Origin of the sequence: Streptomyces sp. NBC_01525 (assembly GCF_045040405.1) — a bacterium.
Lineage (GTDB): Bacteria > Actinomycetota > Actinomycetes > Streptomycetales > Streptomycetaceae > Streptomyces > Streptomyces benahoarensis.
Window position 1 is genome coordinate 2,799,659 of the sequence record NZ_CP109397.1, and the last position, 22,513, is coordinate 2,822,171.

Annotated in this window: 16 protein-coding genes and 1 pseudogene; 8 read left to right on the forward strand and 9 right to left on the reverse strand. The window is 72.6% G+C overall.

Going from position 1 to position 22,513, the window contains the following annotated elements; all coding sequences use genetic code 11:
- Positions 1-156 precede the first annotated feature (156 nt).
- The 6 genes from OG422_RS12370 (at position 157) to OG422_RS12395 (ending at position 6,982) form a co-directional block, all read left to right on the forward strand.
- On the forward strand, positions 157-924 hold the full coding sequence (locus tag OG422_RS12370; protein WP_405742722.1) for a GPP34 family phosphoprotein: 768 nt from the start codon (positions 157-159) through the stop codon (positions 922-924).
- A 305-nt stretch (positions 925-1,229) separates the two neighbouring features.
- Entirely contained in the window at positions 1,230-2,096 is an 867-nt protein-coding gene (locus OG422_RS12375; RefSeq protein WP_405742724.1) for a helix-turn-helix domain-containing protein, read from the forward strand.
- Between the two features lie 269 nt (positions 2,097-2,365).
- Positions 2,366-2,569 (forward strand): DUF397 domain-containing protein, encoded by a 204-nt coding sequence (locus OG422_RS12380; protein WP_143943756.1) that lies wholly within the window; start codon positions 2,366-2,368, stop codon positions 2,567-2,569.
- A 192-nt stretch (positions 2,570-2,761) separates the two neighbouring features.
- Positions 2,762-3,985, forward strand: a complete 1,224-nt coding sequence (locus OG422_RS12385) for a PLP-dependent aminotransferase family protein (RefSeq protein WP_405742726.1) — start codon at positions 2,762-2,764, stop codon at positions 3,983-3,985.
- A 222-nt stretch (positions 3,986-4,207) separates the two neighbouring features.
- A complete protein-coding gene (locus OG422_RS12390) occupies positions 4,208-5,017 on the forward strand; it encodes a DUF2690 domain-containing protein (protein ID WP_405742728.1) in 810 nt (269 codons plus the stop codon).
- Positions 5,018-5,413: 396 nt separating this feature from the next.
- Positions 5,414-6,982, forward strand: coding sequence for a sodium:solute symporter family protein (locus OG422_RS12395; RefSeq protein ID WP_405742730.1), 1,569 nt, complete (start codon positions 5,414-5,416; stop codon positions 6,980-6,982).
- Positions 6,983-7,104: 122 nt separating this feature from the next.
- Here OG422_RS12395 and OG422_RS12400 read toward each other — a convergent pair whose 3' ends face one another.
- Complete coding sequence (locus tag OG422_RS12400) at positions 7,105-8,235, reverse strand: ADP-ribosylglycohydrolase family protein (protein ID WP_405742732.1); 1,131 nt, start codon at positions 8,233-8,235, stop codon at positions 7,105-7,107.
- 318 nt (positions 8,236-8,553) lie between these two features.
- Here OG422_RS12400 and OG422_RS12405 point away from each other — a divergent pair, with 318 nt between their 5' ends.
- Positions 8,554-8,817 (forward strand): hypothetical protein, encoded by a 264-nt coding sequence (locus tag OG422_RS12405; protein ID WP_143943604.1) that lies wholly within the window; start codon positions 8,554-8,556, stop codon positions 8,815-8,817.
- A 106-nt stretch (positions 8,818-8,923) separates the two neighbouring features.
- On the opposite strand, the gene OG422_RS12410 is transcribed toward OG422_RS12405, so the two are convergent.
- From OG422_RS12410 to OG422_RS12420, 3 genes are all read right to left on the reverse strand, one after another.
- Positions 8,924-11,587, reverse strand: coding sequence for a bifunctional FO biosynthesis protein CofGH (locus OG422_RS12410; RefSeq protein WP_405742734.1), 2,664 nt, complete (start codon positions 11,585-11,587; stop codon positions 8,924-8,926).
- A 43-nt stretch (positions 11,588-11,630) separates the two neighbouring features.
- Positions 11,631-12,032 (reverse strand): VOC family protein, encoded by a 402-nt coding sequence (locus OG422_RS12415; protein WP_405742735.1) that lies wholly within the window; start codon positions 12,030-12,032, stop codon positions 11,631-11,633.
- Between the two features lie 307 nt (positions 12,033-12,339).
- Positions 12,340-13,164, reverse strand: a complete 825-nt coding sequence (locus tag OG422_RS12420) for a TIGR03619 family F420-dependent LLM class oxidoreductase (RefSeq protein ID WP_405742737.1) — start codon at positions 13,162-13,164, stop codon at positions 12,340-12,342.
- 221 nt (positions 13,165-13,385) lie between these two features.
- On the opposite strand from OG422_RS12420, the pseudogene OG422_RS12425 reads away from it, so the two are divergent.
- Positions 13,386-14,906 (forward strand): annotated as a pseudogene (locus tag OG422_RS12425) (CehA/McbA family metallohydrolase).
- A gap of 196 nt (positions 14,907-15,102) precedes the next feature.
- On the opposite strand, the gene OG422_RS12430 reads toward OG422_RS12425, so the two are convergent.
- The 5 genes from OG422_RS12430 to OG422_RS12450 all read right to left on the reverse strand — a co-directional run bounded on the left by OG422_RS12430 (position 15,103) and on the right by OG422_RS12450 (position 22,496).
- Positions 15,103-16,680 carry an APC family permease gene (locus OG422_RS12430; protein WP_143944745.1) on the reverse strand — a complete coding sequence of 526 codons (1,578 nt, stop codon included), beginning with the start codon at positions 16,678-16,680 and terminating at the stop codon, positions 15,103-15,105.
- Between the two features lie 307 nt (positions 16,681-16,987).
- On the reverse strand, positions 16,988-18,514 hold the full coding sequence (locus OG422_RS12435) for an aldehyde dehydrogenase family protein (RefSeq protein ID WP_405747757.1): 1,527 nt from the start codon (positions 18,512-18,514) through the stop codon (positions 16,988-16,990).
- Positions 18,515-18,528: 14 nt separating this feature from the next.
- Positions 18,529-20,268, reverse strand: coding sequence for an amidohydrolase family protein (locus tag OG422_RS12440; RefSeq protein WP_405742739.1), 1,740 nt, complete (start codon positions 20,266-20,268; stop codon positions 18,529-18,531).
- 107 nt (positions 20,269-20,375) lie between these two features.
- Entirely contained in the window at positions 20,376-21,503 is a 1,128-nt protein-coding gene (locus tag OG422_RS12445; protein WP_405742741.1) for an LLM class flavin-dependent oxidoreductase, read from the reverse strand.
- A 207-nt stretch (positions 21,504-21,710) separates the two neighbouring features.
- Complete coding sequence (locus OG422_RS12450) at positions 21,711-22,496, reverse strand: SDR family NAD(P)-dependent oxidoreductase (protein WP_143943483.1); 786 nt, start codon at positions 22,494-22,496, stop codon at positions 21,711-21,713.
- Positions 22,497-22,513 lie beyond the last annotated feature (17 nt).

The window sequence follows — 22,513 nt, forward strand, 5'->3', positions numbered from 1 at the left end:
CACGCCACCTCGTCCCGCCGCACCCCATGGAGGTCGCCGTCGACGTACTAGACGAGAACGACATACCTGCAGGTTCCCTGCCGAACCCCCCACGCACTCTCGACAGATGAATGTGAGAGGGGTCACCCTGTCATGCATCCACGCGGGGAGGCATGGATGGGCAGGAGCCGCAGAACAATTCCGGAGGAGCTTCTGCTGCTGGCTTTGGACCCGGCAACGGGCACCACAGCACAGCCGCAGTCGCTCGACCTCGGCCTGGCCGGGGCCCAGCTAGTAGAGCTGGCTCTGGCAGGACGGATAGCCCCGGACGGGGATCGTATCGCCGTGGTGATGCCACGGCCGACCGGAGATCCGACTCTGGACTCCGCGCTCGAACTGCTGCGCCGACGCGGCAGTCCGGTGCGCGCGGTCCACTGGATCGGCGGGCCCCGGCTGGGGCTGCGCCAGACGTATCTCTCGCATCTCGAACGCTGCGGCATGGTCCATGCCGTGGAGGGGCAGATGTGCGGGGTGCTGCCGACGACGCGCTACCAGGCGACGGAGACGGCCATCAGCCGGGAAATCAAGGCCCGGCTCGACACCGCGATCCGCACCGGTGTACCGCCGGACCCGCGGACCGCGGCGCTCGCCGCGCTGGCCCATGCGGTCGGACTCGGCAAGCACCTCTACCCGGGGAACGAAGGGCGTTCATCACGCTCCCGCCTCCGGGATCTGATCCGGCACGACCCCATGGGCGGACTGGTCGCGCACGCGGTCATGGACGTCCAGAACGGCGCCGCGGCGCAGCCGCGGCGGACACCGGCGGCGGGCCCGGGCCACGGCCCGGCGCGGCAGCCGGCCGGCCGGGGCGCGTCGAACGCGTCCGGAGTGCCGGTCCCCTCACGGCACGGGCACGGCAGCATGGCCCGGGCCGGCGCACGTTGATCACAGGGGGCGCGCGAGGCGGTGCGTGCGCCGTCCGCGCGCTCCCGTGATGCTCCGGTCGGCGCCCCGTTCCGGCGTCCCGTACGCCGCCGGGGCGCCGGCCGGCTGCAGAACCGTCCCCACGAGCCCGTTCGGGAGCCGCAGTTGGCGCGGGGCGGCGGGCCGGCCGCTCCGGACGACGGCCGGTCCGCCGTCCCGCGCCGTGGCGTGCTCGCCTTCTGTGTGCGTTTGACTGCGCGGCGTCCACCTGGGGTGGCACTCTGCTGGCACGGAACAAGCAGTACGGACCCGGAGGTGCACGTCCCGTGGCGTCCCATGTCAACCCCACCGTCAGACGACGCCGGTTGGGCCAGGAGCTGCGCAGGCTCCGTGAGCTCAAGGGCATGACGGCGGAGGAGGTGGCCGAGCGGCTGCTGGTCTCGCAGTCGAAGATCAGCAGGCTGGAAAACGGCCGCCGCAGCATCAGTCAGCGCGACGTTCGCGATCTGTGCGGTGTCTACGAGGTGGACGACCGCCGGATAGTGGATTCGCTGATGCAGATGGCCAAGGACTCCCGGCAGCAGGGCTGGTGGCACGCGTTCGGCGACATCCCGTACAGCGTCTACATCGGGCTGGAGACCGAGGCCGCCTCACTGCGGGTCTATGAGTCGCTGCTGGTGCCGGGACTGCTGCAGACGCCGCGGTACGCCCGGGCGGTGATTCCGGGTGTGCTGCCGGAGCTCGCCGCCGATCAGCTGGAGAAGCGGATCCAGGTGCGGCTGCGGCGTCAGGAGCGGGTCGATGATCCCGACAGTCCACTGCGGCTATGGGTGGTGCTGGACGAGAGCGCGCTGCGGCGGGTGGTGGGCAGTCATGCCGTCATGCGGGAGCAGCTGGAGCATCTCGTAGAGATGAGCACCCTGCCGCATGTGACAGTGCAGGTGTTGCCGTACGACACGGGAGCGCATGCCGGAATGGCCGGCACGTTCTCCATTCTCGAATTCAACGCCACCTCCGATTCGAGCGTGGTCTATATCGAGGGTGTCACGAGCGATCTGTATCTGGAGAAGACGAACGACGTCAACAAGTACACGGTCATGTACGAACATCTGCGGGCACAGGCGTTGAATGCCGAACAGAGCCGGGACTTCATCGCGGCGGTCGCGAAGCGGCATGCGGATGCGGTGAGCTGAAGCCCGTTCCGTGGAATTGACGGGTGGGGCCGGGAGGCGCCGCGCGGGCGGGGAGGGGCAGGAGGCGCCGGTCGGAAGGGGTCCGGAACCAGCCCCTCCGGCAGAGGGATCCGCAAGGTACACCGGCGCCCGGCGGCTTGAAAAGGGATCAAGGAATTCGCCATTCGGAAGGGTGAACTGCTCCTGCTGCAAGGGAAGTTGGCGCGTAGCGTCAGCACTACCGAATCCGCGGCAACTCACAGTAGTCGGAGCGAACAGTGAACAAGGTCATGCAGCCCAATTCCGCGTTCTCCTGGACGAAGTCCTCGTACTCCGGCGGTAACGGCGCCTGCGTCGAAATCGCCGTGCCGACCGCCGAGGCGATTGCGGTGCGCGACTCGAAGGACCCCGAAGGCCCGCGCCTCACCTTCGACAACTCCGCCTGGAGCACCTTCGTCTCGGATGTCGCCGGCGGCGCCTTCGACCTGGCCTGACCGGCCCGTCGTTCCGCCGCGCCTCCGCCGCGCGGCACCGAGCCCTCTCGACCGGATCCCCTGTCCAGGCCGAGGGGGCTCTCCCCTGTCCGGCCCCGGGTGCGGCCCCCTGTGCCGGGACGGGCGGGCGGCTTAAGCTCCGGCGACCGAGCTGACGCGGGGGTGGCCCGCGTGCGAGCGATTGGAGTCGCCATGACGGATCCGGCCCAGAGCCCGTCCACGGTTCCCGCCCCGGGGCTCGCCGCCCGGGCGGTGCGGACGGGGAGTTCTCCGGTGCGCGACATTCTGGCGCTGACCGCGCGGCCCGAGGTCATCTCGTTCGCCGGTGGGCTGCCCGCGCCGGAGCTGTTCGACGCCGCGGGGATAGCCGACGCGTTCCGGCACGTGCTGGCCGAGCAGCCGCGACGGGCGCTGCAGTACTCGCCGACCGACGGCGATCCGGAGCTGCGCGCCGCGGTCGCGGGCCGGGTCTCCGCCCGGGGGCTGGCGACCGCCGCGGACGATCTGATCGTGACCACCGGGTCGCAGCAGGGGCTGACGCTGCTGACGACGGCGCTGCTGGAGCCCGGTGACGTGGTGCTCGTCGAGGACCCGTGCTATCTCGCGGCGTTGCAGATCTTCTCGCTGGCGGGGGCGCGGGTGGTGCCGGTGCCCACGGACGACGAGGGGCTGGACCCGGAGGCGTTGGACGAGATCGCCGCGCGGGTCGGGCCCAAGCTGCTCTATCTGGTGCCGACGTTCCAGAACCCGACGGGCCGGACGCTGTCGGCCGAGCGGCGGGCGGCGGTGGCGGCGGTCGCGGCCCGGCGGGGGCTGTGGATCGCGGAGGACGATCCGTACGGGGAGTTGCGGTTCGAGGGGGAGCCGGTGCCGTGGATCGCGTCGTTCCCGGGGGCGGAGGACCGTACGGCGCTGCTGGGGTCGTTCTCGAAGGTGATGGCGCCGGGGCTGCGGCTGGGGTGGCTGCGGGCCCCGGCCGGGCTGCGGCGGGCCTGTGTGATCGCGAAGCAGGCCGCGGACCTGCACTCCTCGACCGTCGATCAGGCGGCCGCCGCGCGGTATCTGGCGGTGGCGGACCTGGACGCGCATCTGGTGCGGGTGCGGGAGGCGTACCGGGCGCGGCGGGACGCGCTGCTCGGCGGGCTGGGCGCCGCGCTGCCCGAGGGGTCGCGGTGGAACCGTCCGGCGGGCGGCATGTTCGTCTGGGCGACGCTGCCCGAGGGGTACGACGCGGCGGCGCTGCTGCCCGGAGTGGTGCGGCATGACGTGGCGTACGTCCCGGGGGCGCCGTTCTTCGCGGGGACACCGGACGCGGCGGCGATGCGGCTCTCGTTCGTGACGCATCCGCCGGAGGAGATCGGCGAGGGGCTGGTCCGGCTGGGGGCGGCGTTGCGGGGCGCCCGTCCCACGGGCTGAACGGCGCGGGGCGTTCCGGGGCGCGGCCGGGGGCGGGCGGCGGAGGGGAAGGGGGCGCGCGGTGCGCGCGGGGGCGCGGGGGCGGCCCTCTCCCCTGCCGTGCGCGCCCGTTGAGCCCGCCCGCTCTTCCGTGCGCCCCGGGCCACGGCCGACAATGCGCTTCCGGCGGGGCACCGGGCCGGGGGAGAATCGGGGCAGGTCAGGGACCTCTCAGGAGGCCGGATGAGCAGACGCGCACACGATCCCGCGGAGCGGCCCGGGGGCGGGGAGCCGGACGACGTCCCGTCCGCCGCTCCCGCCCCACCCGCCACCGACCCACCTCCCACCGATCCGCCCGTCGCCGGTCCGTCCGCCGCCGGACCCCCCGTCGCCGATCCGCCCGGTCCCGTCGTCGATCTGCCCGGGCCCGGCTGCGACGGCGGGGACCGGGCCGGCGGCGGTGGCGCGGCCGGTCCCGGGGATGGCGGATCCCGCACCGGCGCGGCGCCGTCCGGCGGGTCGCGTCCGGACCCGGTCGGCCGGTTCGCGGCCTGGATACGCGCGGGCGGGCGACGGTTGCGGGCGCACGCACGGCACACGCTGGTGGTGGCGGTGGCCGCGGCGGTCGCCGGGGCGCTCGTGCCGCCCGGTGTGGAGGCGATCCAGAAGGCGTTCGAGGACCCGCCGCCCGGCTGCCCCGGGGCGGGCTGCGACGGGAAGAGCCCGGCCGGGGAGTGTTCCGCGGACGCGGTCACCTGGGAGCCGCAGGCGGGCAATCCCGCACGGATCCATCTGCGGTACAGCGCGTCCTGCGGCGCGGTGTGGGGCCGGATCGTCAACGGTGAGCCCGGGGACATGGTGACGATCCGGGTGCGGGGCGGCTCCTCCCGTAGCGCGGTCATCAACTACAACCATGACAAGTACACCGCCATGGCGACGGTCGGGCGGACGTTCCGGGTGCGGCTGTGCGCGGTGCCGTCGACCAGTACGCACCGGGCCGGGAAGTGGGTCACCTACTGCTTCGAGGGCACGGAGCGGTCGGACTGGCAGTGATCCTTGCGGGGCCGTCCGTCCGTGCGGCTTCGTCCGTGGGGCGTTCCTCCCGGCGGGTCGGTGGGGCGCCGCGCGGGATCCCGCTCCCGCGCGGCCGGTCGCCGTGCCGCTGGGGCGGGACGGCGGGTGGCCGTGCTGGTCGGGCCTGCGGAGCCCGGCGAAGTGTCCGCACATCGTGGGGGCGGCGGCGGACGGGGGACAACGCCCCGGCCGGTCAAGAGCGGGCAAAATCGTTCGACTTGGTGACCGTCGTTCATATCCATGATCTGCGGGGCCTTGACCGGCCCGCGCGGCGGAAGGTTCAATCCCCAAGTCCCCGCTCCCGCACGGGGAACCGCCCCACGGACCGTCACGGCGAAGTGGTCCACGTTCACCAGGCGGACCCCTGGAGGGGGCATGAACAGTCTCGACTGGGCTGTGCTCATCGGATATTTCGGTGTGATGGTCGCGATCGGCGTGTGGTCGCACCGGCGGGTCGACGATGTCGGCGACTTCTTCACCGCGGGCGGCCGGATGCCGTGGTGGCTGTCCGGCATCTCGCACCACATGTCGGGCTACAGCGCGGTGATGTTCACCGGCTATGCGGGCATCTCGTACCAGTACGGCATCACCTCGTACGTCACCTGGTCGTTCCCGATCGCGGTGGGGATCGCCATCGGGGCGCGACTGTTCGCGCCGCGGCTGAACCGGCTGCGGTCGCGGCTGCACGTGGCCTCGCCGTTGGAGTACCTCAAGGGCCGCTACAACCTGCCGACGCAGCAGGCGCTGGCCTGGTCGGGGGTGCTGCTGAAGATCGTGGACGTGGGCGCCAAGTGGGCGGCGATCGCGACGCTGTTGTCGGTGTTCACGGGCATCTCGCTGCATCAGGGGATCCTGCTCACCGGTGTGGTCACGGGGGTCTACTGCACCGTCGGCGGGCTGTGGGCGGACGCGCTGACCGAGCTGGGGCAGTTCGTCATCCAGTTACTGGCCGGGGTGGCGATGCTGGTGACGGTCCTGGCGCAGCTCGGGGGTGTCGGGGCGCTGTGGACGGCGTGGGACCGGCTGCCGGCGGGGCACACCGCGCCGACCGCCGGGCCGTACACGCTGACGTTCCTGCTGGCGTATCTCTTCATCAAGACCTTCGAGTACAGCGGCGGGATGTGGAACCAGGCGCAGCGCTACATGGCGACGCGCAGCGCGCGGGAGGCGGTGCGGTCGGCGCGGCTGTCGGCGGCGTTGTGGCTGGTGTGGCCCGCGGTGCTGTTCTTCCCGATGTGGATGGCGCCGCTGCTGGTACGGGCACAGAAGCCGGATGCGTCGGATGCGTATGCGCTGCTGACCGAACGGCTGTTGCCGCACGGGCTGTTGGGTCTTGTCGTGGTCGGGTTCTTCTCCCACACGATGGCGATGTGCTCGTCGGACGCGAATGCCATCTCGGCGGTGTTCACCCGGGACATCGCCCCGGCGCTGCCGAAGGTGGGGGAACGGGTGCGTGGCTGGTCGCACCGGGCGGGGCTGCTGGCGGCGCGGCTGTCGACGGTGGCGTTCCTGGCGCTGTCGATGGCCATCGCGACGCAGGTCAACTCGCCGGCGTTCAAGGACATCATCACCGTGGTCATCAAGTGGGTGGCCGGGCTGGTGGGGCCGATCTCGATCCCGTTCCTGCTCGGCATGGTGCGGCAGTGCCGCAGGTCCGGGCCGACGGCGGCGCTGGTGTCGTGGGCGGCGGGCCTGTTCGCGTTCTGGCTGACGAACTACGGGATCGACGGGGTGCAGCTGCAGATCCAGATCGTGGCGCCGGTGGCCACCTCGCTGGTGCTGTTCCTGCTGATCGGCCTGGTCAGGCCGGAGGACACCCCGGAGCGGGACGCGGTCCTGGACCGGATCAACGGGGACGGGGACGGCAAGGACGGATTCGGGGCCACCCGGCGGCTCCCCGGGCAGCGGGCGGACGGGGCGGCGGGGCGCGCGGGGAGGGCGTGAGGGGGGGGCGGGCGCGCTCCGGGGGCGGACGCGCTCCGGGGCAGGCGCGCTCCGGGCCGGGGCCTGAGCCGGGACCTTCCGGCCCGCGGCGCGGGCGTGGTGGGGCCGCTCCCCCGGACCCGTCAGGCCCTCGGGTAGCGGACCAGCCAGCCCGGGGCGGAGCCGGCGGGGCCGTGCAGGGCCGTGCCCTGGGTCATCTCCAGGGCGAAGTCGTCGGCGAGCTGGAGGATGGTGTCGCGGCCCTCCAGCTCGACCAGCCAGACCGGGGGCAGCGCCGTCTCGCCGTGCAGGGTGCCGAGGAGGTTGCCGCAGATGGCGCCGGTGGAGTCGCTGTCGCCGCTGTGGTTGACGGCGAGCAGCAGGCCGTGCCGGACGTCCTCGGCGACGAGCGCGCAGTAGACGCCGATGGAGAGCGCCTCCTCGGCCGTCCAGCCCTCGCCGAGCGAGGCGACCCGGGCGGCCGTCGGCATGCCCTGCCGTACGGCGCCGAGCGCCCGCTTCAGGGCCTCGGTGGTCTCCTCGTGGTCGGGGCAGGTGGCGAGGTGGGCGAGGGCTTTCTGCACGGCGCTGTCGAGGTCGTCGCCGCGTGCCAGGGCGTGGCTGATGACGGCGAAGGCGCCGGCCGCGAGGTAGCCGGTGGGGTGGCCGTGGGTCTGGGCGGCGCATTCGACGGCGAGCTGGAAGACGAGCTGCGGTTCCCAGCCGACGAGCAGTCCGAACGGCGCGGAGCGCATCACGGCGCCGCACCCCTTGGAGTCGGGGTTCTTCGGCTTGTCCAGGGTGCCCATGGTGTCGTCGCCGAGGCCGGTGAGGCAGGCGCGGCCCGGTGCGCGGCGGGAGTACAGCCACTCCTCGCGGGCCAGCCAGCCGTCGTCCTCCTTGCGCTCGTCCGGGCCCCAGTCGCGCTGGGTGGCGGCCCAGCGGAGGTAGGCGCGGTGCACGTCGGTGGGCGGGTGCCAGGCGCCGGTGTCGCGGCGGACCTGGGCGCGGATCAGGCCGTCGACGGTGAACAGTGTCATCTGGGTGTCGTCGGTGACCGCCCCGCGCCGCCCGAAGGCGGGGACGAAGTCGGTGACGCCCTCCTGGCCGTGGGCCTCGCGGATGGCGTCCAGGGAGTCGAACTCGATGCCCGCGCCGAGCGCGTCGCCGATCGCTCCGCCGAGCAGGCAGCCGCGGACCCGGCTGCGGAAGTCCTGCTGTTCGGCGCGGCCCCAGATGGCGGTGGTGCCGGTGCCGCCTGCCGCTGCGTTCACTGTGCCCTCCCGAACCCCACAACGCCCGTCCGGCCCCGTACGGACCCTCTGGCGCAGCACTGTAATCGACCAGGATTGATCGGTTCAGGACAGGAACGGAATGCGACAAGACGTACATCAGGCGGCTTTTGATCGGTCCGCTCCCGATCGGTGCGCGTCCGCCCGAGACCTCCGCCCCGGGCGGGCACCCGGGGCGGACGGGCAGGTGGGGCGGGGCGCCGGGCCCGGTGGTGGCGGTTTTCCGGGCGGCCGGGCGACGGGCCGCTTTCAGGCGAGAGTTCGAAGATGGCGGCGGTCCGGGGTGGGCATGCTCCCCGCATGTCCGAGTACGAGTGGGACCGCACCACGATGGCCGTCGTCGCCACCGCGCTCTCCGGCGACAGCGATGGCGCGGTGGAACTTCTCCGGCCGCTCCCGCACCGCGATGTCTGCCATGTCGCGGTCCGGCTGGCGGCGATGGCGGCGGACGCGCTGATCACCGCCGCGCAGGACTCCGGCGGCGACCGTGCGGAGGCACTGTCCCAGTGGCAGCAGTGCATCCTCCAGCACGAGGCGGAGTACGACGGGGGTGCGCCGCCCTAGGTGCGCCGCCGGACCGGGGCGCCCGGGGTCCGCCGGGGCGGGGCGACCGAGGGCCCGTCGCGGGGCGCCCGTATGCCGCCGGGCGCCCCGCGTACCGTCGTCCGTCTCAGTCGAGGACCGGCAGCAGCTCAGGCAGGTGGCCGTCCGAGGCGTGCGCGGCCCGCTGACGTTCCTCGGGCACCGGGCCGTACGTCGTGTTGCGGGCCCGGGCCGGGCGGCCCGCGGCGTCGGCGATGGCCAGCAGGTCCTGGATGGAGCGGTAGGAGCCGTAACTGGAGCCCGCCATCCGGGAGATGGTCTCCTCCATGAGGGTGCCGCCCAGGTCGTTGGCGCCGGAGCGGAGCATCTCGGCGGCGCCCTCCGTGCCGAGCTTGACCCAGCTGGTCTGGATGTTGGTGAGGTGCGGATGGAGCAGCAGCCGCGCCATGGCCGTCACCGCGCGGTTGTCGCGGGTGGTGGGGCCGGGGCGGGAGATGCCCGCGAGGTAGACCGGGGCATTGGTGTGGATGAACGGCAGGGTGACGAACTCCGTGAAGCCCTCGACGCCCTTGGCGAGAGCCGACTGCTGGATCTCGGCCAGCAGCCGCAGATGGCCCAGCCAGTGCCGCGGCTGGTCGACATGGCCGTACATCATCGTCGACGACGAGCGGATGCCCAGCTCATGGGCGGTCTTGATGACCTCGACCCAGGTGGCGGTGGGCAGCTTGCCCTTGGTGAGGACCCAGCGGACCTCGTCGTCGAGGATCTCCGCGGCGGTGCCGGGGATGGTGTCGAGCCCGGCGGCCTTCGCCTCGGCCAGCCAGTCCCGGATGGACAGGCCCGTCCGCGTCGCGCCGTTGACGACCTCCATGGGGGAGAAGGCGTGGACGTGCATCCCCGGGACGCGTTCCTTGACGGCGCGCGCGATGTCGAAGTAGGCCGTGCCAGGCAGGTCGGGGTGGATGCCGCCCTGCATGCACACCTCCACCGCGCCGACGTCCCACGCCTGCTGGGCGCGGTCGGCGACCTGCTCCAGGGAGAGGGTGTAGGCGTCGGCGTCGGTGCGGCGCTGCGCGAAGGCGCAGAACCGGCAGCCGGTGTAGCAGACGTTGGTGAAGTTGATGTTCCTGGTGACGATGTATGTGACGTCGTCGCCGACGGTGTCGCGGCGCAGCTCGTCGGCGATCGTGCACAGGGCGTCGAGGGCCGGGCCGTCGGCGTGCAGCAGCGCCAGGGCCTGGGGGTCGGTGAGCTGCGTCGGGTCGTCGGCCGCCTGCGACAGGGCCTCGCGGACGTCGGCGTCGAGCCGGGAGGGTGCCATCCCGGGGGCGGCGGCCTCGCGCAGCGCCTCCCAGTCGCCGTAGACGTTGTCGAAGTCGTCGCGGCGGTCGCCGGTGCGGCCCTCGGTGTCGATGGTGCGGTGCAGGTCGGTGCGGCCGGAGGGGGCCAGCGAGAAGCCCTCGTCGGGCTCCTGCCAGGGGCGGCCCACGACGGGAGCGTCCTCGTCGGCGAGGCCCGTCTCCGGGTCGGCCAGGGCGCGGACGTGCGGCAGCAGCCGCGGGTCGAGCCAGGGCTCACCGCGCTGGAGGAACTCGGGGTAGATGGTGAGGCGTTCGCGGAGCGTGAACCCGGCGCCGGAGGTCTTCTCGGCCAGCTCGTCGATGTGCGGCCAGGGGCGCTCGGGGTTGACGTGGTCCGGCGTCAGCGGGGAGACGCCGCCCCAGTCGTCGATGCCCGCGCCGATGAGCAGGGCGTACTCGGCGTCGACGAGGTTCGGCGGCGCCTGGATACGGGCCGAGGGGCCCAGCAGGAGGCGGCTGACGGCGATGGCGGCGGCCAGCTCCTCCAGCTCCGCGTCGGGCATGCCGCGCATCGCGGTGTCCGGCTTGGCGCGGAAGTTCTGCACGATGACTTCCTGGATGCCGTGGTAGGCCCGGGCCGTCTTGCGCAGCTGGAAGATCGAGTCGGCGCGCTCCTCGTACGTCTCGCCGATGCCGATGAGGATGCCGGTGGTGAAGGGGACGTTGGACCGCCCGGCGTCCTCCAGGACGCGCAGCCGCACGGCGGGATCCTTGTCGGGCGAGCCGTAGTGGGGGCCGCCCGGCTCGCTCCACAGGCGCGTCGCCGTGGTCTCCAGCATCATGCCCATGGACGGCGCGACGGGCTTGAGGCGCGCGAGGTCCGTCCACGACAGCACGCCGGGGTTGAGGTGCGGCAGCAGCCCCGTCTCCTCCAGGACGCGGATCGCCATGGCCCGCACATAGGCGAGGGTGTCGTCGTAGCCGTGGGCGTCGAGCCATTCGCGGGCCTCGGGCCAGCGGTCCTCGGGGCGGTCGCCCAGCGTGAACAGCGCTTCCTTGCAGCCCATTTCGGCGCCGCGGCGCGCGATGTCCAGCACCTCGTCGGGCGAGAGGTACATGCCGTGGCCCTCGCGGCGCAGCTTGCCGGGAACGGTGACGAAGGTGCAGTAGTGGCACTTGTCGCGGCACAGGCGGGTGAGGGGGATGAACACCTTGCGGGAGTACGTGATGACACCGGGGCGTCCGGCGGCCTCCAGACCGGCGTCCCGCACCCGGGCGGCGCTCGCGCAGAGGTCCTTCAGATCGTCGCCGCGGAGCTGGAGGAGCACCGCCGCCTCGCCGGCGTCCAGCGCGACGCCGTCCCGGGCCCGGCGCAACGCGCGCCGCACGGCGTTCGCGGCGGGCGGCGCGGAAGGCTCTGTGCCACCGCCCGCCGACGGCACGTCCGCTCGGTGTGATCCCTGGTCAGGTACCTGCGCGCTGGAAGTCATCCTCCGAGCATACGAGCGCGCACCGACACCCGAACGCGCTCACTCACAAACCTGCGAGCAGAGCCTCCGAGTACTTACGCGTTATGAACTCCAGGGCGTGCCCGTCGGGGTCGTCGATGTACACGCCGCGGCCGCCGTCGTGGTGATTGATGCTCTGTGCGTTCTTATGACGGGGATCGGCCCAATAGGGAAGGTTCCTGTCCTTTATCCGGCTGAAGATCTCGTCGAACTCGTCCTCCGTCACCAGGAACGCGTAGTGCGTCGGTACGAAGTCGCCGTCGGGTGCGACGTGTTCCGCGAAGTCGAGGACGACGCCGTTGTCGAGGCTGACGGCGGCGAACGGTCCGTAGGCGCGGGGCTCGGGGGCGCCGAGCATCTCCGCGAGGAAACGGGCGGAGGCGAAGCGGTCGGTGCTGTGGACGATCGTGTGGTCGAGCTGCGGCATGGTCATCTCCTAGGAGCCGCGGACTACCGGGCGGGGCCGCCTCCCGTACGGGACGGCCGTCGTGCCCGCCCCGTACGGATGCACCCCGTGTCTTCGACGGTACGCCCGGCCGCGCGGCGGCGGATCGGCCCACGGTCGGGCCCCCGGGGCGGGCGGATCGGGCGGTGGTCCTAGGACGGGCGGCACCACGAGCGGGACGCGGGCCCGTCGCGGCAGGTCCGGGCGCCGGGCGGAGGTGGGGGACGCGGCGCGTCCTCTGTGGCGCGCGCCCCGCACCCCGAGGGCTCAGTGGTCGCGTACCGGCGCCTCAGAGGTACTGCGCGTAGTCGTCGAGGGTCCGCAGCACCTCCGGCTCACCGGCGGGCGGCAGTTGCAGCACCACCTCGTCGATGCCGAGGTCCCGGTAGTGGGCCAGTTTGCCGGGTGCGGGGCGGACCGCGAACGGCACCACGGCGGGCTCACCGGTGCGCCCGGCGGCCGTCCACGCCGTACGCAGCGCGGGCAGTGCCACCCCGAGACCGTGACCGCCGATGGGCAGCCAGCCGTCGGCGTAGGCGGTGAGGTCCGAGAACAGCCGGGGCCCCGCGACGCCGCCAAGCAGGACGCGGGGCGCGCCACCGGCCGGTTTGGGGTGGGCGTACGAGGCGCTCACGGAGTCGAACGGTCCCTCGTAAGCAGTGGGTTCGGGCGCCCACAGGGCCCGCATCAGCGCCATCCGGTCGCGCACCAGGTCCCGGCGGGTGGACCAGCGCACCCCGTGGTCGGCGGCCTCCTCGACGTTCCAGCCGAAGCCGACGCCGAGGGTGAACCGGCCGCCGGAGAGGAAGTCGAGGGTGGCGATCCGCTTCGCCAGGTCGATGGGGTCGTGCTGCGCGACGAGCGTGATGCCGGTGCCCAGCCGCAGCCCCTCGGTGACGGCGGCTGCCTGGCCGAGCGCGACGAACGGGTCGAGGCAGCGGCCGTACTCGTCGGGCAGCGGCTCCCCCATGGGCGCGGGGGTCTCCCGGCTCGCCGGGATGTGGGTGTGCTCGGGAAGGTAGAGGCCGTGGAAGCCGCGCTGCTCCAGCTCTCCGGCCAGGCGGTCGGGCCGGATCGTCTCGTCGGTAAGGAAGATCGTGGTCGCGATCCGCATCCGCGCGCACCTCCGTGTGAGCCGTGTCGGTCAGCGCATGTTGCCTCACCGTCCGCGGGTTATCCACAGCCCTTTCCTGCCGTGTCACAACCGCGTAGAACAGTTTTCACGCGGCGGCACACGACGTGGCGGCGACGCGGTCCACGGCCCGGCGACGGGCCCGCGCGGGCCGCCACGATGGCCGTCGTGCACACGGCGGACACGGACATCAGGGGGCGGGAATGGAACGGCGTGACGTACTGACACTCTCCGCGGCCACGGGCGCGGCCGGGGCGCTGGCCCTCGGGCCCGTACGCTTCGCCGCCGCGGCACCGGCACCCGGCAACGGTGGCGGCGACGGGGCCACGCTGACCCGCACGGTCCGCGGCCACCTGCCGCCGGGCACCCCGGACCACGTCTACGTACCGGTCGAGGTCCCGCCCGGCGTACGGGAGATCGCCGTGGCCTACCGCTACGACCGGCCCGACGTCCCCGAGGGCACCGTCGGCAACGCCTGCGACATCGGCATCTTCGACGAACGTGGCACCGCCCCCGGCGGCCGGGGCTTCCGCGGCTGGTCCGGCGGCGCCCGCAGCGCGTTCTTCGTCCGCGCCGACGACGCCACCCCCGGCTACCTCCCCGGCCCCGTACGCCCCGGCACCTGGCACCTCGCCCTCGGCCCGTACACCCTCGCGCCGCAGGGCCTGACCTACGAGATCACCGTGACGCTGCGCCTCGGCGCCCCCGGGCACACCCCGCGGCCCGTGTACCCGCCCGAACGCGCCCGGGGCCGCGGCCGCGCCTGGTACCGCGGGGACGGCCACGTCCACTCCGTCCACTCCGACGGGCGGCGCACCCCCGCCGAGATCGCCGCGCTGGCCCGCGCCGCCCGCCTGGACTTCCTCAACACCTCCGAGCACAACACCACGTCCTCGCACCGCGCCTGGGACGGCCTGTGGGGCGATGAACTGCTGATCCTCACCGGCGAGGAGATCACCACCCGCAACGGCCACCTCGTGGCGCTCGGCACCGACCCCGGCACGTTCCTCGACTGGCGCCGCCGCGCCCGCGACACCTCCCCCGGCGCCTACGCGCGAGCCGTCCACCGCGCCGGAGGGCTGGCCATCCCCGCACACCCGCACGCCTCGTGCATCGGCTGCTCCTGGAAGTTCGGCCTCGACGGCGCCGACGCGGTGGAGGTCTAGAACGGCCCGTACACCGCCGAGGACGAAACCGCCCTCGCGCAATGGGACAACGCCCTGGTGGCGCACGCCCGGGGCGACCGTCCCCGGTGGCTGCCCGCCGTCGGGCACAGCGACGCGCACCGCGACCCCGACGTCATCGGCCTGCCCCAGACCGTCGTCCTCGCCGACGACCTGTCCCGCCACGCCCTCCAGGACGGCATACGGGCAGGCCGCGTATGGATCGCCGAATCCGCCGACCTCGACCTGTCCTTCGACGTCAGCGGCCCCCACGGCGAACACGCCGGAATCGGCGAACGGCTGACGGTGCCCGCCACCGCACCCGTCACCGTCCGCCTGACCGTGTCCGGTGCGCCCGGCTGCACCGCTTCCTTCCACACGGACCAGGGTCGGCTCCACAGCGCCGCGATACCGCCCGGCGGCACCACCGCCCTCACCTGGGTCACCAGCCCGGCCCGGGCCGCTTACGTACGCGCGGAGATACGGCACCCCGCCACGGACCCCGGCACGCCCGGCCGGATGGCGGCACTGACCAATCCGGTGTTTTTGGAGGCGGGGTGAGGGGCGGGGTGGGGTGACGGGTCCCGTGGCGTGAGGGGTCCCGTGGTGTGGGGGGAGGCGCCGGGGGCCGACGTGGTTGAGCACGGTGCGGGTGGAGCGGTGGGGGCGGGCGGGCAGCAGCCGATGCTGGCGGGGGCGGGGTGGTGGGCGGGGTGGGGCAGGAGGGGAGGGGGGAGGGGGGAGGGGCCCCCGCCCCCTACTCCTCCACCACCAACACCGGCGTCCCCCGAGTAAGCACTTCCCCCCGGAAGAACGCCGGGCTCCGTCGCTGCATCACCAGCATCAGCACAAGGCCCAGCGCCAACAGCCCCACCCCGATGACAAACACCGAGCCCACACCGAATACGGAGCTGCCCGACCCGTAAGCCGGGTTCCACATGTCCACAAGGGTCTTGGTGAAGACCGCCGTCAGCAGGATGCCGCCGAGGGTGGGGAAGACGCCTTTGAAGAACAGGTCGCGGGTGGAGGTGCGCAGGTCGTGGCGGAAGTACCAGGCGCAGGCGAAGGCCGTGATCGCGTAGTAGAAGCAGATCATGAGGCCGAGGGCGTAGATGGTGTCGATGAGGACGTTCTCGCTGAGGAGGCTCATCACGGCGTAGAAGAGGCCGGTGGCGACGCCCGCGGCGACGGTGGCGCGGCCCGGTGACCGGAAGCGCGGGTGTATGCGGGCGAAGGACGGCGGCAGCGCCTCGTACGCGCTCATCGCGAGGACGGTGCGGGCCACGGGGATGAACGTGGTCTGGAGGCTGGCGGCGGCCGAGGCGAGGACGGCGACGAACAGCAGCACGCCGAGGGCGGTGCCCATGACGGGGTCGGCGAGGGCGGCGAAGACGTTGTCGGCGGTGTGCGGGTTGCCGAGGCCGGGGCCCTTGTCGCCGACGCCGGAGTACATCTGGGCGGCGATGGCGGTCAGCAGGTAGGAGCCGATGAGGACGAGCATCGCGAGGAGGGCGGCGCGGCCGGGGGTTTTGGCGCTGCCGGCGGTCTCCTCGTTGACGGTCAGGCAGGCGTCCCAGCCCCAGAACATGAAGATCGAGAGGGAGAGTCCGGCGGTGAAGGCGGAGAAGGACCGGACGGCGAAGGGGTCGAGCCAGGTCCAGGAAAAGTGCAGGGATCCTGCGAATTCGCCGGAGCGTGCCTTGATGACGGCCATGACGACGAAGACGGCGAGCACGGCGAGTTGGAGGCCGACGAGGGCGTACTGCACGCCTTTGGTGGCGGTCATGCCGCGGTAGCTGATGGCGGTGGCGACGGCGATGAAGGCGAGGCAGGTGAGGATGTGGGCGGCTTTGTTGCCGTCGAGGTCGGCGACGGTCCGGCTGCCGGTGAGTTCGCCGAGCAGCAGGTAGAAGAAGGAGGTGGCGACGCCGGCGAGGTTGGAGAGCACGATGATCGTCGCGATCACCAGGCCCCAGCCGCACATCCAGCCGATGCGGGGGCCGAATGCCTTGACGGTCCAGGTGAAGGAAGTGCCGCAGTCGGGGACCGCCTTGTTCAGCTCGCGGTAGGCGAAGGCGACGAGCAGCATCGGCAGGAACCCTGCCAGAAAGATGGCCGGCATCTGCAGGCCGACCTCTCCGGCGGTGGGGCCGAGGGTGGAGGTGAGGCAGTAGACGGGGGCGACGGTGGAGACGCCGATGACCGCGCTGCCGAGCAGGCCGACGGAGTTGCCGCTCAGTCCCTTGCCGCGGGTGTCGCCGCGGGCTTCTCCGCCGGTGGCGCCGACGCTCGTTACCGTGTCTCCGGTCTGGGGCCGGGGGTCTACCTGAACCATGAACAGGACGTTAAGTGCTGCTGTTTCCGCATCCGGAGGGTCAAACTCCGCTTATCGGCGGCCCGGTAGCACCTTCATTACGAAACCACATCCCGCACTTCGGTCGCGTAATGGAATGATCAAAACCGTCTCAACCTTCAACTTCACGACTCACGGGCCACCCGACTCGCCGTGCGGTTACCGCAGCCGCGCCCGTTTTGCCCCTTTCAAAAATTTCCCGTGCGACTTCCGGACGTCCCCCGGCCACCGCGCGGACGCCCGTGGGCCACCACCCGGCGGACCGCCCCGGTACGGCTCGGCGCAGGCCTCACCCCGTCCACACCACCGACTGCACCTCGCTGTAGGCGTGCAGCGCGTACGAGCCCACATCCCGGCCGACGCCGCTCTGTTTGAAGCCGCCGAAGGGCGCCTCCATGTTGCGGCCGACGGTGTTCACGCCGACCCCTCCGGCGCGCAGCCGGGCCGCGACCCGGAACGCCCGTGCCACATCGCCGGACCAGACGTAGTCCAGCAGCCCGTAGTCGCTGTCGTTGGCGAGCGCGACGGCCTCCTCCTCGTCGTCGAACGGCAGCACCACCACGACCGGGCCGAAGATCTCCTCCCGCACGATCCGCATCCCGGACGTGCAGTCGGCGAACAGCGCGGGCGCGACGTAGAAACCGCGCGCCGTGTCCGGGCCGTCCGGGCGCCGCCCGCCGGTGACCAGCCGGGCGCCCTCCGCGCGGCCCAGATCGAGGTAGGACTCGACGCGGTCGCGGTGGGCGGCGGAGATGACCGGGCCGACCACGGTGGAGCGGGCCCGCGGGTCGCCGAGGGGCAGGCGGCGCGCGTAGTGGGTGAGGCGTTCGACCAGCCGGTCGTGGAGGGGGCGTTGGACGAGGACGCGGGTCGGGGCGGTGCAGATCTGGCCGCTGTAGAAGGAGAAGGTGGTGCCGATACCGGCGACCGCGGCGTCCAGCCCGGCCTCGTCGAGGTCGTCGAAGACCAGCGCGGCGCCCTTCCCGCCCAACTCCATGAGCTGGCGTTTCATGCCCCGGCCGCACTCCTCGGCGATGGCGCGGCCGACGGCGGTGGAGCCGGTGAAGCTGACCATGTCGGTCTCCGGCGCCGCCACCGCCGCCGCGCCGACCTCCGCGGAGGTGCCGGAGACGACGTTGACCACGCCGGGCGGCGCCCCCGCCTCCTCCAGCGCCTCCTGGAGCGCCTCGGCCATGCGGTAGACGGAGAGCGGGTCCTGCGGGGCGGGTTTGACGACGACGGTGTTGCCCATGGCCAGCGCCGGGGCGATCTTGCCCGCAGGGTTGGCCCAGGGGTTGTTGTACGAGGTGATGCAGGCGACGACCCCGACCGGGCGGCGGGCCGCGTACGCGCCGATGACCGCGGCTTTCCCCATCGGTCCGGCCGGGTTGACCTGCGGCGGCAGCGGCGTCTCGACGGGTTCCAGCGCGCCGCGCGCGTACCGCGCGAACCGCGCCGCTGCCACGCCGACCTGCATACCGCGGGCGGTGGCGGTGGTGGCGCCGCTCTCCCGCTGGGCGAGTTCGGCGTACGGGGCGAGGCGGTCGCGGAGCAACCGGGCGGTGTGGTCGAGGACGCGGGCGCGGAGTTCGGGGGTGGTGCGTGACCACGGGCCCAAGGCTGCGCGGGCGGCCTCGGTGGCGGCGCGGACCTGCGCGGTGCTCGCCTCGGGCGCCCGTCCGACGATCTCCTCGGTGGCCGGGTCGAGGACGTCGTGGTGTCCGCCGTCGGGTGCGGTCCACTCGCCGCCGATGAGGAGCCGTTCCGTACGGTCCGGATCGACGCTCCGTCCCGTAGGGCTCTTTCCGGCGTTCACCGGGTGCTCACCGCTCACCGGGTGCTCACCGTGGCGGTGTGGCGGCCGGAGCGCAGCACGGTGCCGGGGACGGCGCCGGTGACGGTGTCGTCGCGGATCGTCTCGACGCCGTTGACGCGGACGCTGACGATGCCCTGGGCCCGGGAGTCGAGGCGGGGGCTGTCGCCGGGCAGGTCGTGGACGAGGGTGGCGGGCCCGGCGTCGATGGTCTCGGGGTCGAGGAGGACAAGGTCACCGTGGTGGCCTGCGGTGATGCGGCCGCGGTCGCGGAGGCCGAAGAGGCGGGCCGGGTCGTCGGTGAGCATCCGGACGGCTTCCTCCAGGCCGACGAGTTTCCGGCCGCGCAGGCAGTCGCCGAGGAAGCGGGTGGTGTAGGGGGCGCCGCACATCCGGTCGAGGTGGGCTCCGGCGTCGGAGCCGCCGAGGAGGACGTCCTCGTGGCGCCAGGTCTCGCGGCGCAGGGCCCAACTGGCGGGGTCGTTGTCGGTGGGCATCGGCCACAGGACGGTGCGCAGGTCGTCGTGGGCGCAGATCTCGACGAGGCAGTGGAAGGGTTCCTGGCCGCGTTCGGCGGCGATGTCGCGGACGACGCGGCCGCTGAGCCCTTCGTTGGGGGCGGAGTAGGTGTCGCCGATGACGTAGCGGTCGAAGTCGGCGAGGCGGCGGAAGACCCCGGCCTCCTCGCTGTGGGCGTGGCGCAGGAGGGTGGCGCGGACGTCGGGGTCGCGGAGTTTCGCGAGGCGTTCGGGGCGGGGCAGGCCGAGGATGTCGCCCCAGCCGGGGATGAGGTTGAGGGCGCAGAACGTGCCGAGGGACATGTTCATGGGCGTGAGGATCGGCATGGTGAGGGCGACGATGCGGCCGCCGGCGGCGCGGGCGCGGGCGCTGGGGACGAGCTGGCGGGGGACGCGGTCGGGGACGGCGGCGTCGATGGTGAGGACGTTCCAGTTGAGGGGGCGTCCGGCGGCGCCGGTCATGGCGACGAGGAGGTCGATCTCGTCGTCGTCGAAGCGGTCGAGGCAGCCGGAGACGATGGCTTCTATCTGGGTCCCTTCGTGTGCGCCGACGGCGCGGGAGAGGGCGAGGAGTTCGTCGCGGTCGGCGTGGCGGGAGGCGACGGGGGCGCCGTCGCCGTCGGAGTGGGTGGCCGACTGGGTGGTGGACAGTCCCCAGGCCCCGGCGTCCAAGGCGTCGTGGAGGAGGGCGACCATGGCGTCGAGCTGGTCGGGGGTGGGGCGGCCGCCGATGGCGTCGGGGCCCATGACGTGGCGGCGCAGGGCGCAGTGGCCGACCATGAATCCGGCGTTGACGGCGATGCGGCCTTCGAGGGCGTCGAGGTAGTCGCCGAAGCCGTGCCAGTCCCAGGGGGCGCCCTCTTCGAGGGCGACCAGGGACATGCCCTCGACCTTGCTCATCATGCGGCGGGTGTAGTCGGCGTCGCCGGGCCGGTCGGGGTGGAGGGGTGCGAGGGTGAAGCCGCAGTTGCCGCCGGCGACGGTGGTGACGCCGTGGTTGAGGGACGGGGTGGCGTAGGGGTCCCAGAAGAGCTGGGCGTCGTAGTGGGTGTGCGGGTCGACGAAGCCGGGGGTGAGGACGAGTCCGGTGGCGTCCTCGGTGGTGCGGGCCGGTTCGGTGACGGTGCCCGGTGGGGCGACGGTGGCGATGCGGCCGTCCTTGATGCCGACGTCGGCGAGGTGGCGGGGCGCGCCCGTGCCGTCCACGACGGTGGCGCCCTGGATGAGGTGGTCGAGCATGGCGGGTTCCCTTCTCGTCATACGGGGCGGGGTCTCGCGGGGCGCGACGGTGCGGGGCGGCGGGCCGCGGGCCGGGCGGGCCCGGCCGGGCACCGCGGCCGGTTGCGTCAGGCGCCGCCCGCCTCCCGGAAGCGCGTCGTCCGGTGCACCGGGTCCGTGTCGATCTTCGGGATGACGTGCTCGCCGATGAGCCGGATGGAGGTGAGGGTGTCGTCCCGGCTGATGCCGATGGGCAGGCCGAAGGAGAGCTGGTCGGCTCCGGCCGCCTCCCAGCGGCGGCACTGCGCGAGGACCTCGTCCGGGTCGCCGCAGATCATCAGCTCCTCGGCGATCAGCAGCTCGATCAGCTCCTCGGTGTAGTCGGGGAGCAGTTCGGGCCAGGCGGGGATGCCGTCGGGCCGGGGGAAGGTGTCGTGGTAGCGGAAGAGCAGCGACTGGAGGTAGTTGAGCCCGCCGCCGACGGCGATCTCCACGGCCTTCTCATGCGTTTCGGCGCAGATCGCGGTCGAGGTGACCATGACGTTGTCGTTGACGAAGTCCCCTACGGGCTCGGCGTCCTTGACGGCGCTCTTGTACGAGTCGACCACCCATTCCATGTCGGCGACCTTCTGCACGCTGAACCCGAGGACGCCGAGGCCCTTGCGCCCGGCCATCGCGTACGAGGAGGGGGACCCGGCGGCGTACCACATGGCGGGGTGGGAGGGTCCGTACGGCTTGGGGAGGACCTTGCGGGGCGGGAGTTGCCAGTGCTTTCCGTGGAAGCCCTCGTACTCGTCCTGGAGCCACATCTTGGGGAACTCCGCGATGGTCTCCTCCCACAGCTCCTTGGTGTGGTTCATGTCGGTGACGCCCGGCATGAACCCGAGGATTTCGTGGCTGCCCGCGCCGCGCCCGGAGCCGAATTCGAAGCGTCCGCCGGAGAGGTGGTCGAGCATGGCGACCTTCTCGGCGACCTTCACCGGATGGTTGACCGGCGCGAGGGGGTTGAATATGCCGGAACCCAGATGGATGCGTTCGGTGGCGTGGGCGAGGTAGCCGAGGAACACGTCATTGGCGGAGAGGTGGGAGTACTCCTCCAGGAAGTGGTGCTCGGAGGCCCAGGCGTATTTGAAGCCGGAGCGGTCCGCCTGGATGACGTACTCCGTCTCCTCGATCAGCGCATGGTGCTCGGCCTCGGGGTCGGCCGCGGCGCGCGCGGCGGGGACGTAGCCCTGTACGAAGATCCCGAATTCCACGGGGGTTCACCGTCCTTACGTCTCTTCCGACGCCGCTTCGCGAGGACGCCGCTGGGTGACGGGCCGTGCGGGTGGGTGATGCCGGCTCTAACTTTTCTGACGAACCGTCAGATTGACGAGCCTGCGCAGACTGTTCCACCGGCACCGCGAAGCGTCAATAGCTGATGAAGCGTCAGATACGGCTTCGGGCGCGGCCCCGGAACACGCTCACCCGAGGGCGACGCCCGCCAGCCAGCCCCCGTCCACAACGAACGGCTGCCCGGTGATGTACGACGAGTCGTCGCAGGTCAGGAAGAGTGCCAGCCGGGCGATCTCCTCCGGACGGCCGATCCGCCCCATCGGCACCAGCTTGCGGTACAGCGCGTCCACCGCCCGCGCCGACGCCTCCGGGTCGGCGTCCGGGTCGAGGGCCGCCGGGTTCGTCATCGGGGTGTCCACCGCCCCCGGGCACACCGCGTTCACCCGGATCCCCTGGGCCGCCAGCTCCAGCGCCGCGACCCGGGTGAGCCCCAGCACGGCATGCTTGCTCGCCGCGTAGGCACCGACGTACGCCATGCCGGTCACCCCCGTGTACGAGGCGGTGTTGACGATGGTCCCGCCGCCCGCCGCGGCGATCTCGGGCGCGACGGTACGGATCCCGAGGAAGCAGCCGACCTGGTTCACCTGCATCACTTTCAGGAACTCTTCCAGTGGGGTGGCGGTCAGCGCGTTGAACCGCAGGATCCCGGCGTTGGCCACCAGCCCGTCGATCTTCCCGAAGGCATCCTTCGCCGCCGCCACGGCCGCCGCCCAGTCGTCCTCCCGCACCACATCCAGGTGCACGTACCGCGCGGCGTCCTCCCCCAGCTCGGCCGCGAGCGCCGCCCCCTGCTCGTCCAGCACGTCCCCGATCACCACCCGCGCCCCCTCGGCGACGAACAGCCGCGCCTCCTGCTCCCCCTGCCCGCGCGCCGCACCGGTGATGACGACGACCCGCCCGTCCAGCTTGCCCATGCCCAGCCCCTCACGTG